This is a genomic window from Paraburkholderia sp. GW821-FHT02A12 (assembly GCF_059422005.1).
Genome location: NZ_JBWKWA010000001.1, coordinates 2,992,729 through 3,007,168, shown reverse-complemented (window position 1 = coordinate 3,007,168; position 14,440 = coordinate 2,992,729). Strand labels below are relative to the sequence as shown.

The 14,440-nt window shown below is 62.1% G+C and carries 14 protein-coding genes and 1 pseudogene; 8 read left to right on the top strand and 7 right to left on the bottom strand.

What is annotated here, in order from left to right:
• The first annotated feature begins 86 nt into the window (after positions 1-86).
• Both AC07WT_RS13615 and AC07WT_RS13610 read left to right on the top strand, forming a co-directional pair.
• On the top strand, positions 87-1,748 hold the full coding sequence (locus tag AC07WT_RS13615; RefSeq protein ID WP_492595483.1) for an FAD-dependent oxidoreductase: 1,662 nt from the start codon (positions 87-89) through the stop codon (positions 1,746-1,748).
• Positions 1,745-3,133, top strand: coding sequence for an ATP-binding protein (locus AC07WT_RS13610; protein ID WP_492595482.1), 1,389 nt, complete (start codon positions 1,745-1,747; stop codon positions 3,131-3,133). Before AC07WT_RS13615 ends, AC07WT_RS13610 begins: the two co-directional genes overlap by 4 nt.
• 83 nt (positions 3,134-3,216) lie before the next feature.
• Here AC07WT_RS13610 and AC07WT_RS13605 read toward each other — a convergent pair whose 3' ends face one another.
• The 6 genes from AC07WT_RS13605 to AC07WT_RS13580 all read right to left on the bottom strand — a co-directional run bounded on the left by AC07WT_RS13605 (position 3,217) and on the right by AC07WT_RS13580 (position 9,201).
• The gene (locus AC07WT_RS13605; protein WP_492595481.1) at positions 3,217-4,629 is read right to left on the bottom strand and encodes an ATP-binding protein; all 1,413 of its coding nucleotides are present in this window, start codon (positions 4,627-4,629) and stop codon (positions 3,217-3,219) included.
• Entirely contained in the window at positions 4,626-5,288 is a 663-nt protein-coding gene (locus AC07WT_RS13600) for a hypothetical protein (RefSeq protein ID WP_492595480.1), read from the bottom strand. Before AC07WT_RS13600 ends, AC07WT_RS13605 begins: the two co-directional genes overlap by 4 nt.
• 279 nt (positions 5,289-5,567) lie before the next feature.
• Positions 5,568-6,152: an SDR family oxidoreductase gene (locus AC07WT_RS13595; RefSeq protein WP_492595497.1), complete on the bottom strand. Its 585-nt coding sequence runs from the start codon at positions 6,150-6,152 to the stop codon at positions 5,568-5,570.
• Positions 6,153-6,310: 158 nt separating this feature from the next.
• Entirely contained in the window at positions 6,311-8,383 is a 2,073-nt protein-coding gene (locus tag AC07WT_RS13590) for a recombinase family protein (protein ID WP_494947490.1), read from the bottom strand.
• 136 nt (positions 8,384-8,519) lie between these two features.
• Entirely contained in the window at positions 8,520-8,852 is a 333-nt protein-coding gene (locus AC07WT_RS13585; protein ID WP_494947489.1) for a DUF6788 family protein, read from the bottom strand.
• Between the two features lie 52 nt (positions 8,853-8,904).
• Positions 8,905-9,201: a Y4bD/Y4pK family protein gene (locus tag AC07WT_RS13580; protein WP_494947488.1), complete on the bottom strand. Its 297-nt coding sequence runs from the start codon at positions 9,199-9,201 to the stop codon at positions 8,905-8,907.
• 33 nt (positions 9,202-9,234) lie between these two features.
• Between AC07WT_RS13580 and AC07WT_RS13575 the strand changes: the two genes are divergently transcribed.
• The gene (locus AC07WT_RS13575; protein ID WP_494947487.1) at positions 9,235-9,606 is read left to right on the top strand and encodes a reverse transcriptase domain-containing protein; all 372 of its coding nucleotides are present in this window, start codon (positions 9,235-9,237) and stop codon (positions 9,604-9,606) included.
• Positions 9,607-9,618: 12 nt separating this feature from the next.
• Positions 9,619-9,903, top strand: a pseudogene (locus AC07WT_RS13570) (group II intron maturase-specific domain-containing protein); the annotation flags it as partial.
• Between the two features lie 108 nt (positions 9,904-10,011).
• Here AC07WT_RS13570 and AC07WT_RS13565 read toward each other — a convergent pair.
• A complete protein-coding gene (locus tag AC07WT_RS13565) occupies positions 10,012-10,995 on the bottom strand; it encodes a GlxA family transcriptional regulator (RefSeq protein WP_492595478.1) in 984 nt (327 codons plus the stop codon).
• A gap of 46 nt (positions 10,996-11,041) precedes the next feature.
• Here AC07WT_RS13565 and AC07WT_RS13560 point away from each other — a divergent pair, with 46 nt between their 5' ends.
• The 4 genes from AC07WT_RS13560 (at position 11,042) to AC07WT_RS13545 (ending at position 14,406) form a co-directional block, all read left to right on the top strand.
• Positions 11,042-11,299, top strand: a complete 258-nt coding sequence (locus AC07WT_RS13560) for a hypothetical protein (protein ID WP_492595500.1) — start codon at positions 11,042-11,044, stop codon at positions 11,297-11,299.
• A gap of 220 nt (positions 11,300-11,519) precedes the next feature.
• Entirely contained in the window at positions 11,520-12,794 is a 1,275-nt protein-coding gene (locus tag AC07WT_RS13555) for a serine hydroxymethyltransferase (protein ID WP_492595477.1), read from the top strand.
• 31 nt (positions 12,795-12,825) lie between these two features.
• On the top strand, positions 12,826-13,797 hold the full coding sequence (locus AC07WT_RS13550; protein ID WP_494947486.1) for a dipeptidase: 972 nt from the start codon (positions 12,826-12,828) through the stop codon (positions 13,795-13,797).
• Positions 13,798-13,872: 75 nt separating this feature from the next.
• Positions 13,873-14,406 (top strand): DUF5943 domain-containing protein, encoded by a 534-nt coding sequence (locus AC07WT_RS13545; protein ID WP_492595475.1) that lies wholly within the window; start codon positions 13,873-13,875, stop codon positions 14,404-14,406.
• Positions 14,407-14,440: the final 34 nt, after the last annotated feature.

Below are 14,440 nucleotides of genomic sequence, written 5' to 3'. Positions count from 1 at the left end.
CCGTCGGTCCAGGCCTCGGCCTGTCGCCGAGCAGCGCCGCGCCAGTTTTGAAGATGTCAGGGAGTGTTTGCAGAGTTCGACATCCCATGGATAAGCCCGTCATCCTCGCAGTCGACGACGACCCCATCGTGTCCGGTGCGGTTGCCCGTGACCTGCAGGTTGCGTACGGCGAGCATTACCGGATCGTGCGCACCGAATCAGGCAGGGCGGCGCTCGACGCCGTGCAAGAACTGCGCCGGCTAAACCGCCCGGTCGCGCTTTTCATCGCGGACCAGCGCATGCCGCAGATGAGCGGTATCGAGTTTCTCGAGCAGGCCATCGAGCTGTTTCCCGACGCCAAGCGCGTGCTCCTGACCGCCTATGCGGATACGGATGCCGCGATTCGTGCGATCAATACGGTGCACCTCGACCAGTACCTGCGCAAACCCTGGCATCCGCCGGAACAAAACTTCTATCCAGCGCTCGACGATCTGCTCGCCGACTGGCAGGCCTCCTATTTACCTCCGTTTCAGGGCATTCGTCTGCTCGATCATCGCTGGTCGCCGCAAGGGCATCAATTGCGTGACTTCATGGCGCGCAATCACATTCCGTACCGCTGGCTGGACGTGGAGCGGCACGACGAGGCGGACCCGCTGCTGAACGCGTTGAGCCCGGCGCAGCAGCAACTGCCGGTGCTGGTCTTCGAGGACGGCACGGTCTTGAGTCGGCCCACGACCGGTCAGATTGCCGAGCAAGTGGGCTTGCGCACGCGTTCGACCACGCCGTTTTTTGACCTCGTGATCGTCGGTGGCGGGCCGGCCGGGCTGGCTGCCGCCGTATATGGCGCCTCTGAAGGACTTCATGTGGCGATCGTCGAATGCGATGCGCCCGGCGGCCAGGCCGGCACCAGTTCCCACATCGACAACTATCTCGGCTTTCCGGCCGGCGTGACCGGCGCGGAGCTGTCGCGCCGTGCGCTGATGCAGGCGAGGCGTTTCGGCGCGGAAATGATCCTGACGCAACAGGCGGTGGGTCTGCGCATCGACGAGCCGTACAAGTTCATCAGGCTGTCGGATGGAGCCGAAGTCAGCTGCCTGGCGCTCATGGTCGCGAGCGGCGTGTCTTATCGCAAGCTCGAGGCTCGCGGTATCGAGGAACTGACGGGTGCGGGCGTTTATTACGGCGCCTCGCTTGTCGACGCGGTCGCCTGCGCCAATCAGGATCTTTACGTCGTCGGCGCGGCTAATTCGGCTGGGCAGGGTGCGATGTTCCTGTCGAAGTACGCGCGCTCGGTGACCATCCTGTGCCGCGGCGGCTCCCTGAATCCCGATATGTCGCATTATTTGCTCACACAGATCAACGATACGGAGAACATCCATCTGCGTCCCAATACCGTGGTGGAAAGCGTGAGCGGTCAGGGGCACCTTGCGGAAATCACGCTGCGCGATGTCCGGATCGGACAAATAGAGTCTGTTCCCGCGACTGGCCTTTTCGTTTTCATCGGCGCCGCGCCCTGCACGGAGTGGCTGCGTGGGGTACTCGAGCGCGACGAGCATGGCTTTCTGTTGACCGGCCGCGCCGTCGTCAAGGCAGGCCGGGGGCAGGGCGGATGGTTGCCCAGGCGCGACCCGTTCCTGCTGGAAACCAGCGTGCCGGGTGTCTTTGCGGCCGGCGACGTGCGTGCCGACTCGGTCAAGCGCGTCGCGGCGGCTGTCGGAGAAGGCGCGATTGCGGTGCACTCTGTCCACCAGTACCTGGCGAATCTATGAGCGACCTGACCGCATTGTTCGAGATGCCGCTCTTCGCGGGTATGTCCGAGGAGCGCAGGCAATGGCTGAGCGAAAACCTGAGCGAGCGTCGCCTGAACAAAGGCGACGTGCTGATTCGGGAAGGCGAGCGCGTCACCCATCAATACATACTGCTCGAGGGCGAACTGGTGACGGAAAAAGCCGTCGGTGGACGGCAGATGTTCGACGACCGGCGCAGCGCGCCGACCTCCATCGCGGAAGCGGCGCTGCTCGCCGAGGTGCCGGTGCCGTTGACCTTCACCGCTGCGACGAACTGCCGTCTGGTTGCGCTATCCGACGACGCGTTTCGCACGCTGCTAAGCGAATGCCAGTCCTTCAGCAGGGTCATCTATCGTTCGATGTTCGCGCGCATTAGCGCCTACGACACGTTCATTCTCACTGGCGAGAAGCTGGCCGCACTGGGCCGGCTGTCCGCTGGACTGGCACATGAGCTGAACAATCCCGCAGCCGCCGTCGCGCGCGCGACGGACCAGTTGCGCGCATCGCTCGCTGGCACAGGCGAAGCCATCCACGCACTGGTTTCAAGCGCGATGCCTGCCGATGTCATGGGGACGCTGAACGAGCTGGCAAGCCGCGCGATACCCGTGCAAGCGAACCATCAAAGCGCGGTGCAGCAAAGCGAAGCGGAAGGCTCGCTGGCGGATTGGCTGGCTGGATGCGGCACCGCAAAACCCTGGCTTGTCGCGCCGCAACTGGTGGCCGCCGGGATCTCGCTGGACGATCTTGCTCCGGTAGCCGCACGTGTGAGCTCCGCGCAGTTCGGCGCGGGCATCCGGTGGCTGGCTGCCAGGCTGGAACTGCGGGCCCTCACAGACGAGGCGTGGCTCGGCGCCGCGCGTATTTCCGAGCTGGTGAAGGCCATGAAAGACTACTCGTATATGGACCAGGCGCCGCTGCAGGAGGTCGACATCCACGACGGCATCGAGGACACGCTGACGATCATGCGGTACAAGCTCAAGCATGGGGTCACGGTCAAGCGCGATTACGATCGCACGCTGCCGCGCGTGCCGGTGTGCGGTGGCGAACTCAACCAGGTGTGGACCAACCTGATCGACAATGCGGTTGACGCGATGTCGGGCGAAGGCGAGATCACTATCCGCACGCGCCGGGAAGGGGATTTGGCATCGGTCGAGATCGCCGATACCGGCCCCGGCATCCCGGAGGAGATCCAGGCACAGCTATTCGATCCGTTCTTTACGACCAAACCACCTGGCAAGGGAAGCGGCCTGGGTTTGCACATCGCTTACCGTACTGTCGTCAACCGCCACGGTGGCACGATCAATATCGTCTCAAGAGCGGGCGAAACAATATTCCAGGTGCGTCTGCCGCTGGCCGCCATTCATTGAGCGCAGGACGACGGGCTGAATCCGGGACAGCGGGCGTGCTTCCATCGCGATTGCGAGAGAAGCCAGGCCACGTGTCCCTCAGGTCAAGCGACACCGGTCCCCGCACCTGCCAGTGGGAGCGTCACCCGAAAGGTCGTTTCGCCAGGACGTGAGCTTGCCTGAATCGTCCCGCCATGCCGATTGACCACGATACGGTAGGCGATGTGCAGACCAAGTCCCAGGCCCTGCCCCTGCACTTTGCTTACCGGCTTCGACGTAAAAAAAGGCTCGAACAGGTGTGGCACAGCTGCTTGCGGAATACCGGGCCCGGTATCGGTAATCTCGACCATCGCGCAGTCCGCATTGCGGCGCGTGCGGATAGTCAGGTCGCCGTGCCCGTTCATCGCCTCGATCGCGTTAGCGATGATCCTCGTCCACACCTGATTGAGTTCGCTGCCATATACCTGCAGACGCGGCAGGCTGCGGTCGTAGTCGCGGATGATCACGACGGTCTGCTTCAGTTCATGCGCAAGCACCGTCAGCGTATCCTCGATGCCGTCGTGAATATCGATCTCCTGCTGCGGTCCCTGATCCATGTACGAGTACGCCTTCATCGCCTTCACAATGTCCGAGATCCGCTCCGCGCCGCGCATCGCCTCGCGCAGTACCGAGCGAAGCTCCAGTACCTGAGCGATCCACCCGACGCCTGCATCGAACTGTTCGGCGTTCAGGCCGGCAGCCACGTGCCCGAGCGCGTCGGACGTGATTCCATGTGCGACAAGACACGGAGCAGCCAGCCACGGCTTGGTCACGCGCTGGGCAGTGAGCCAGTCGCAGAGGCGTGCTTCCGCTTCGCTCTGCCGCAGTGAATCCGCGCCGCTCGCGCCAGTTTCCGAAGTCTTGTTCGTGGCTAGTGCTCTCAGTGCATCCACGGCATCGCGAGGTACCGCGCTCGAGCCTAGCGCCAACGCTGAATTCTCAAGCGCTGCGAGTTCGCCGAGCAGGTGGTCGAGCGCACGCGCAACGGCCGAAGCGGGATTGTTCAGCTCGTGTGCGAGCCCGGCCGCGAGCTTGCCCAATGCGTCCAGCTTCTCGTGATTGTGTCCGGCCGCTTCGAGCGTGGTGAGCCAGTCGGTCATCACGCGGGTGATGGCGCGGTTGAAAGGGTCGCACGACATGAACAGATCGCGGAAGGCGGCGTCCGAAAGCTCGGCGAGCTGGCAAGGGGTTGCGGCCCTGACGGTCGCCGGATAGGGAATCGAAGCAATCAGGCATGGCGTGCCCAAGATCTCCGGCGCAACAAAACGCTCGCTCGGAAGGTGTCCCTCCGCTCGTCGCGTTAACGTGAGCTCTCCCTCGAGCAGAATGAAGAGACTGGAGCTCAGCTCGCCTTCGTCGAGGAGTACGCTGCCTGCCTCGACAGTGAACTCCGTCAGGTTGTCGCACAGCCATTGCAGCCGTTCCGGCGAAAGGTCCGCAAACACCGGTATCCTGCCCAGCTTGTCGAGATCGATCATGGTTCGCTTGCCTCCCGGCGACACAAATGCGCTCCAGGATTGAATTGCGTAGCCAGCGAGCATTGTGTTGTGCCGCGGCTCCATATCCCTGCGGCAATCCACCAGCATCCGATGGCGACAAGCAGCCCGTGGGCGACGCGCAGCGGCTGCGTTCCGAAGAACTGCGGGATGTAGAGCGCGAGGCCTAAGGCCAGGGGTACGCCACTCCATCGCGGATAAATGACCGAATGCCAGATCGTAGTTGCGGCGATGATCGCCGCGACAGCGAGCAACAGCAACCCAATAAGAAACATGGCGAGGCCGGGGCCGGAACGAACATCGGTGGCGAGACTCAGCACCGCAACACTCTGTTGGATGACGGCCTGCTGTCCGATCGCGTGAAGACCGTAGGCTTCCCCGCCGTAGAACGGCAAGGTCAGTCCTGTCCCAAGCAGGCTCAGCACGACCGCCCAGTACGCGCCGCGTTCTGCCGCCGTCCGTTGTAGTGACCTGTGAAGCTCGAGCAGCCCCAATGGAAGCAACGTAAAAGCCACCATGGCCAACATGTGCGCGATCAACCACTGGCCGCTCGCGAACGCGGCAGCACCCCGCAGGGAGCGCTCGTCGGAGAAAGGGCGGATCGCCGGGTAAAGAACGAAAAGGAGCCCGGAAATGGCCATGGCGGCGCCGCTCAGACGTCGGCGAGATGCAATAGCGGGTCGATGCATGCGTGACGCTCGTTGGTCTGGATTGAGTTGAACTTGAGCCGTTCACAGATTTTGCCCGAACGGCAGTAGCGGGTCGAGGAAGGACACCGCTCGCGCGGTAGAGGGCTCCGGCTAGGCGCGGGCGGTGCCGTTCCATGAATCCTAGCCGCCGTGCCGCTATAGCGTTCTTACTGAATGTGGTCCCTGACGGATGGCAGGGGGCAATAGAAGTCATTCTAGGCCGGAATGCGGTCAGATCTGCGCCTTGCCGATGGAGGCGCCGCCGTCGACATACAGCGTCTGTCCGGTGATGAAACCGGCATCGTCCGACAACAGGAACGCGATCGCCGCGGCGATTTCGTCGGGCTTGCCGAACCGGCCCATCGGCACTGCCGACAGGTAGCGTTGCTCCCCTTCGCTGCCGGGAGGACTGTTTTTGCGGAACAGTTCCGTCTCCGTCGGGCCGGGCGCGACGGCGTTGACGGTAATGCCGGTTTTCGCCAGCTCGAGCGCCCACGAGCGCGCGACGCTGACCAGCGCGGCTTTCGCGGCGGCGTACGCGGTCCGGTGTGTGATGCCGAGGACTGTCAGGCTGGAAACGTTGACGACCCGGCCCCAGCCGCGAGCGTGCATGCCCGGCAACAGGGCCTGCACGGCCTGCACGGCCGGGTGCAGGTTGAGCGCGAACACATCGTCCAGGTCGTCGAGCTGGATTTCACCGAGGACCTGAGGTCGGACGAGTCCCACGTTGTTGACGACGCCGTCGAAGGCGTAGCGCGTGGTGGGGTAATCTATATGAACGCGTCCCGTTTGCGCTAGTTTCTCGTGTGTTCCGATAGACAGGATGGGCTGCGGATCTATATCCGGCCTTGATGCAGCCACGACGTCTGCTGCTGGCCCCACATGCCGGCGGCGATACGCAAGGTGGAGATACCCAAGCCTGACGGCGGGGTGCGCACACTGGGTATTCCGACGGTGATTTCATAATGCACCTCTCACAGTTGAGTGTTGGAATGCTGCTGTTGCAGATGTCCCGAAGTGCGTAACCAATTCCGCAGTTCCTGTTCCTTGGCGGGATCCAGCGTGATCCACCACGGGCCTCGCCCTTCGAACTTGCGGGCCCGGACCAGCTGGCGCTCGATCCAGTAATACACGACGTGTTTGCTGGCGCCCAGTCGATGAGCGAGTTGCTGTACTGTAATCTCGTCGGGCCGCTTGGGGCTGGTTGCCGCAATCCCGTAACGGTAGCGGATCCATTTAACCATGGAGAGCGTGAATGATTTGCCAGTCGCACTGCGCATGCCTTCCTGATTGAGATGCGCAAGGATTTGCCGGTCGGACAGATGTTGCGACAGTTTGCGGACGTGGTCGACGGTCGCGGTGGGGTAGCGCACCGCTTCTGCAACTGGCTTGGGTAAGTCCACGGTGATATCGGTACACGCGCCACCCTGCCAGCGGATATGCAGCACGGCTTGCCGCACGGGGGGTAGTTTCTCGACCGTGATGTCCCGGATGAGCAATCGCAACATGCGCTTGCGATCCTTCGCCGAGGTCGTCGGTGCACGCCAGAGGCGCGGCAGATTGCGCGCCAGCGCGATGACTTGCGCCTTCTGTTCGGACGTGGCGACGCGCGCTTTCTGGCTCTGGAGTTGAGCCGCTTGCGCCTTGATCTCATCAAGGCGAAGCATTGCGTCATTCCAGCGCCGTTCGAGAGTAGCCGCTACCAGGCGATTAGCTGGATCGCATTCCTGATAGCGACGTTCAGCGAGCGCGATCTCATACTCGGCGCGTTCAATTCGCATGTTCCACTGACGCATGATGGCATTATCGCGTTGCTCGAGTTCGGTCAAGGCGATCACGGCGAGCTCGAGTTCGGCTGGCTGCAAAGCGGTGAGCACAGCCTCGCCAATTGCGCTGTCAAGTAGTTCGCTGCGCATGCTCATGCAATCGGTGGTCGCCAAACCCTCTCGGCGGCGAGCACCGCATAAGTACAATGAATAATAGCCGCCATTACCCTGGTAGCGAACGGTCAGAGCCCGGCCACAGCAACCGCATATCAGCAGTCCCTGAAGAAGCGCCGATCCTTCACGTGCCGCACCACTAAGCACGGTACCTTCGCCGTTGGTCCGGTTGCGCGCCAGGCGTTCCTGATTGCGCTCAAATTCCTCCGGGTTGATATATCCTTCATGATGGCCCGGCAGATGAACACGCCACTCTGCCTTGGGCACCGGCTGCATGTGCTTATGAACTTCTCCCTGCGGCGTGATGTGCTGACGATACTGGTATCGTCCAAAGACATAAATGCCGGCATAGGTAGGATTTCTGATCAAACCGAGCATGCGTTCGTGACTCAGGCGCCCCCAGATGAGTCGACCTGCCCAGGCACCGCCATAGGCGCGTTTTGGAAAGCGCAGGCCCTGCTCGGCAAAGCGCTTGACGACTGCGTATGCGCTACCGGTCTCCTGAAACAGACGAAATGCGAGTTGCACGGCGCCGCGTACCTCGTCATCGGGATCCAGGACGATGCGGCCGTCATTGTCATAACACAATCCGACAGGCAGCGGAAAGCGCAGCTCACCCTTCTGTGCCTTGTTCAGCTTGCCGCCCTGGAGGCGGCCGCGCAAGAAGTGCAGTTCGGCCTGCGCCATCGTTCCTTTGAGACCAAGAAGGAGGCCGTCGTTGAAGTCGCCCGGGTCGTAGCAGCCATCGGCGTCGATCACAAGAGTTCGGGTGAGTGCACACAATTCGAGCAGGCGATGCCAGTCGAGGTTCGAGCGCGCCAGGCGCGACACTTCCAGTGCAAACACTGCACCCACATGCCCCATCGAGACATCCGCCACCAACGTCTTGAAGTCTTCGCGGCCCATCATCTGCGCCCCCGACTGACCGAGGTCGCGGTCCAGAATCCGGATCGCCGTATCCGGCCAACCCAGTGCCAGAGCTTTGTCGCGCAACGCGTATTGACGCTCCGTGCTCTCCTGATGATGTCGTACCTGGGCCAGCGTCGATTGGCGGATATAGATGTACGCTGGCTTGCTCTGATGCTGCGGGGTGATCTTGGTGTTCATCGAATGCCTCCTCGGTCATCTCCAGCGCGGGCTCGGCGATGAGCCAATCCTCGAGCATGTTGGCGATGAGTACGCCGGCCGATTGCGGATCGATGAAGTTGGTGAGCGGCAGCGACGACTGGCTCACTGGCGCCCCTCAGAGCGCCTCGCGGCGGCGCAATAGTTCGCGATTGATCTCGCAGATCTCCTCGATGATCTCGCGGACCCTGTGATAGTTCGCCAAGCATTCGATGACGTTGGCGAGTTCGGCTTGCGGGACGTAGTCCATTTGCGGCCGACGGCCGGGAAAGCTCACGGACAGGTAGTACTTGGGTCCATGACCGGGACCGTCGGCGCACTTGCAACCAGGTTTGCCGCAGCGCTTGTACCGCTCGATGAGCGAGCCTCGTAAAAGCGTCTCCAACGCCGGCATTTGCCTCAGCAACTGCGCGCGGCGTCTGCGTAAAGTGGATGATGGAATATCTTCCATTGTCGGACCACGTTGAAGACTGGTCTGATAGTAGGATAGGGAATCGCATAGATCAAGCTTCTTTGGTTCGAGACTTCTTCGGAGGAGCAAGCTGATCGACCAATGCGATCAGTTCAAGCAACATGCCGAGATCGAATCGGCACGCAGTGATGCTCGCGTCCTCGTGAGCGGATGGCGCACCCCAGTCGGTCCATTCGCGCGAAATGCTAAAGCTACCGCGTTCGTCATGGCCGAGGAGCAGCGTGTCGATACCGGCGAAGCGGCGCGTCTTCAGTACGGGAAAGCGTTGACCTCTGAGGGGATGAAACGGATGGCGGATCTCAGCCCAACCCAAATGCTCGTTGAGCACATGTGCAGTTCGCGTTGACCGTCGTCACCGCTGTTGTCAAATATCCTGCTGACGGATCTGGACCGCGAACTGGAGCGTCGGGGACATCGGTTCTGCCGGTACGCCGATGATTGCAACATCTACGTCAAAAGCCAAACGGCAGGACAGCGCGCGATGGTGGCGATCACCGAATATCTGGAGAAGAAACTGAAACTCCAGGTTAACCGGGATAAAAGCGCCGTTGCGCGGCCCTGGCAGCGGAAGTTTCTGGGCTACAGCGCCACATGGCACAAGCAGGCGCGCCTGAAGGTGGCCGACAGCAGTCTGAAGCGACTGCGGGACCGGGTGCGTGAGATCGTGGTGGGGAATGCCTCGCGCAACCTCGCCGTCACGATCGCGGCACTCAACCCGGTGCTACGTGGCTAGGCCTCATACTTCCGTCTGACTGAGGTAAAAGGTGTGCTGGAGGAGCTGGACGGGTGGATACGGCGCAAACTGCGCTGCCTGCTGTGGCGGCAATGGAAACGCCCGGCTACCCGTAACAGGCGACTACAAGCGCGAGGCCTGGATAAGACGCGTGCATGGAAATCGGCAAGCAACGGACGGGGCCCCTGGTGGAACGCCGGCGCGAGCCACATGAACACGGCTTATCCGAAGAGCTTCTTTGACGTACTAGGGTTGGTTTCGTTGCTGGAGACTCAGCGGCGCTTCCAGCGTGTTTAATGAACCGCCGTATGCGGAACCGCACGTACGGTGGTGTGAGAGGGCGACGGGGGTGACCCCGCCCCCTACTCAATGGCTGGCAGACGTCGTGAGCCGGGAGCGGGCGGCTCAAGCGTGGGCCGCCAGTGGCGCGAGCTGCTTGCGGCGTTCGCGCGTGGGTGGCACGCCGAACGTCTCACGGTAACTCTTGCTGAAGTGGCACGCCGATTGGAAACCGCACGCCATCGTGATGTCCATGATCGACATATCGGTCTGCAACAGCAGTTCACGCGCGCGACGCAGCCGAAGCGTCAGGTAGTAATGCGTGGGCGTCATCCCGAGATGCTCATGAAACAGCCTTTGCAATTGTCGCTGCGACATGTTGGCAAGACGCGCCAACTCATCGCGCGAGAGCGGTTCCTCGATGTTGTTTTCCATCAGCGCCATGACTTCGAACAGCGACTTGTTAGCGGAACCCAGCCGTGCAATGAGGGGGATTCGCTGCTGCGCATTGTTGTCGCGAACATGCTCGACGATGAACTGCTCGGCGATCTGCATGACGCGTGCGGTACCGACGCGTGCAGTAATCAGATGCAGCATCATGTCGAGCGGTGCGACTCCGCCCGTGCAGGTGATGCGGTCGCGATCGATGACGAACAGCTCCTTCAAGAAGCGCGTGTCGGGAAACGACTGCTTGAGCGCCGACATGTTTTCCCAGTGGATGGCGCAGGCGTAGCCGGCGAGCAGGCCGGACTTCGCGAGCGCATAGGTGCCCGTGCAGAGGCTGCCGAGCGCGACACCCATGCGGGCAAAGCGCCGCAACGCCGACAGATGCGCGGCCGTCGTGACGTTCTGCACGTCGACGCCGCCGCAGACGAACACGATGTCCGGTTGCCCGACGCATTCCACCGGGCCGGTGTTGATATCGAGCCCGTTGCTTGCCGTCACCGGGCCGCCTTCCGGGCTGACGATCGACCATCGGTAGAGCGGCTCGCCGCTCAAGTAGTTGGCCATGCGCAGCACTTCGATCGCGCTCACGAACGCGATCATGGTGAAGTTAGGCAGTGGCATGAAGGCGAAGTGTGCGAACTTCGCTGCACGGTCGGGGGACATATGGACCGTTCCTTGAGCTTGATCGGTGTCGGTTAGGGTGGCTGGAATGCCGCACCGTATTTTGGGAGCGAGCAGAAGAAACGTGCCATGCGACAAAACCCTAGGCCGCGCATACGTAGGTCGCAATTTGCCACGTCGATGCGCGCGCAGCGCGTCGGCTGCCAAAGAGATCAAGGAGCTGATCGGCGCTTCAACGCGCCGCGTCGAGGAGGCGTCGGCCGTCGCGCTGTCGCTCGAAGAGCAGAGCGCGCGGTTCAACGATGCGGTTGCGCAGTTCCGTCTGCGGGACGAGGCGATCCTTTGACGGCGTTGGCGCGTCGCATGGGCGCTTTGCGCTGACGATTAGTGGTAAATGGACGCGAATGGCGGAAAAGGTAAAGAACACGTCTAAATTCGCATCACGACAGCAAATCCGAACGACAAGAATAGTGCCGTCGGCAGCCATAGCGTGACTCCGCTGGAATGCCGGAAATCGCGGGGTCCTCGCGTTGCCCTTCGCCCACTCTCACTGTCACGGACGCTCCATGTCGAACAGCCAGTCCTTCTTCTCGCAGTCTTTGTCCCATCGCGACGGGTCGGTTCAGAACGCCATCCTCAAAGAGCTCGAGCGGCAGCAGTCGCAGGTCGAGCTGATCGCGTCGGAAAACATCGTGTCGCGCGCGGTGCTCGAAGCGCAAGGCTCCGTGCTGACCAACAAGTACGCCGAGGGGTATCCGGGCAAGCGTTACTACGGCGGTTGCGAATTCGTCGACGAAGTCGAAGCGCTCGCGATCGAGCGCGTGAAGCAAATCTTTAACGCGGGCTACGCGAACGTGCAGCCGCACTCGGGCGCACAGGCCAACGGCGCGGTGATGCTCGCGCTGACAAAGCCTGGCGATACGGTGCTCGGCATGTCGCTCGACGCAGGCGGGCACCTCACGCATGGCGCGAAGCCGGCGCTCTCGGGCAAGTGGTTCAACGCGGTGCAGTACGGCGTGAACCGCGACACGATGTTGATCGACTACGGCGAGGTCGAGGAGCTCGCGCAGCAGCACAAGCCGAGTCTCATCATCGCGGGCTTCTCCGCCTATCCGCGCGTGCTCGATTTCGCGCGCTTCCGCGCGATCGCCGACGGCGTCGGCGCGAAGCTGATGGTCGACATGGCGCACATCGCCGGCGTCATCGCGGCGGGACGTCATCCGAATCCGCTCGGCCATGCGCACGTCGTCACGTCGACTACGCACAAGACGCTGCGCGGCCCGCGCGGCGGGTTTGTTCTGACGAATGACGAGGAGATCGCGAAGAAGATCAACTCGGCCGTGTTCCCCGGGCTGCAAGGCGGGCCGCTGATGCACGTGATCGCGGGCAAGGCGGTCGCGTTCGGCGAAGCGCTGCAGCCGGGCTTCAAAACTTATATCGACAGCGTGCTCGCGAACGCGCAGGCGCTCGGCGAAGTACTGGAGGAGGGCGGCGTCGATCTCGTGACGGGCGGCACTGACAATCACCTGTTGCTTGTCGACTTGCGCCCGAAGGGGCTCAAGGGCACGCAAGTCGAGCAGGCGCTCGAACGGGCGGGCATCACCTGCAACAAAAACGGCATCCCGTTCGACACCGAGAAGCCGACGATCACGTCGGGCATTCGTCTCGGCACGCCGGCCGGCACGACGCGCGGCTTCGGCGTCGCTGAGTTCCGCGAGATCGGCCGCCTCATCCTCGACGTGTTCGACGCACTGCGCGCGAATCCGGAAGGCGACCACGCCACCGAGCAGCGCGTGCGCCGCGAGATCTTCGCGCTGTGCGAACGCTTCCCGATCTACTGATCCGACCGACCCGACAAGCCTGGAGCACTTCATGAGTACGCTGCACGAGAACAGCATCATCATCGACGGCCTGAACATCTCGAAGTTCGACCGCTCGGTATTCGAAGACATGAGAAAGGGCGGCATCACAGCCGCGAACTGCACGGTGTCGGTCTGGGAGAGCTTCACGAAGACGGTCGACAACATCGCGCTGATGAAGAAGCAGATCCGCGAGAACAGCGAGCTGCTCACGCTCGTGCGCTCGACCGACGACATCCTGCGCGCGAAGCGGGAAAACAAGACCGGCGTCATCTTCGGCTTTCAGAACGCGCATGCGTTCGAGGACAACCTCGGCTATATCGAAGCGTTTGCCGACATGGGCGTGCGCGTGGTGCAGCTTTGCTACAACACGCAGAACCTCGTCGGCACCGGCTGCTACGAGCGTGACGGCGGGCTGTCGGACTTCGGGCGCGAGGTCATCACGGAGATGAATCGCGTCGGGATCATGGTCGATCTGTCGCATGTCGGCGCGAAGACGTCGTCGGAAGCGATCGCGTTTTCGAAGAAGCCGGTGTGCTATTCGCACTGTCTGCCGTCGGGGCTCAAGGAGCATCCGCGCAACAAGAGCGACGAGCAATTGAAAGAGATCGCCGACGCCGGCGGCTTTGTCGGCGTGACGATGTTCGCGCCGTTCCTCAAGCGCGGCATCGACGCCACCATCGACGACTACATCGAAGCGATCGGCTACGTGGTCAATCTGATCGGCGAAGATGCGGTCGACATCGGCACCGATTTCACGCAGGGCTACAGCACGGACTTCTTCGACATGCTGACGCACGACAAGGGCCGCTATCGGCGCCTCACGAACTTCGGCAAGGTCGTGAACCCCGAAGGGATCCGCACGATCGGCGAGTTTCCGAACCTGACCGCGGCGATGGAGCGCGCGGGCTGGAGCGAGACCCGCATCCGCAAGATCATGGGCGAAAACTGGGTGCGTGTTTTCAAGGGCGTGTGGGGCGCCTAGCGCTTCAGCCTCGCTTCATCCACATACGCAAAAATAGCGATACGCATGCGCCCCATCGCTTACGGAGACACCACAATGCAACCCCAACTGCCGATCGACGTCGATCCCAACACCGGCGTCTGGACCACCGACGCGCTGCCGATGCTGTACGTCCCGCGTCATTTCTTCACCAACAACCATACGGCAGTCGAGGAAGCGCTTGGCCGCGATGCATATGCCGAGATTCTCTACAAGGCCGGCTACAAGTCCGCGTACCACTGGTGCGATAAGGAAGCGAAGCAGCACGGCCTCAGCGGCATGGCGGTTTTCGAGCACTACTTGAAGCGTTTGTCGCAACGCGGCTGGGGTCTCTTCAAGATCGTCGAGGCCGATCCGGCAAGCGCTCACGCACGCATCGAGCTGCGCCATTCGTCCTTCGTGCTCCAGCAGCCGGGCAAGGAGGGCAAGCTCTGCTACATGTTCGCCGGCTGGTTCGCGGGCGCGATGGACTGGGTGAACGATACGAGCGAGCAAGGCAAGCATGCGCCGCGCTCGCAATCGAAAGAGGTGCAATGCGCGGCCGAAGGCCATGACCATTGCGTGTTTGAAGTTTCGCCGCTCGTTCAATAACACAGCAATAGAGCACTACGTTCGAGGTCGCTTG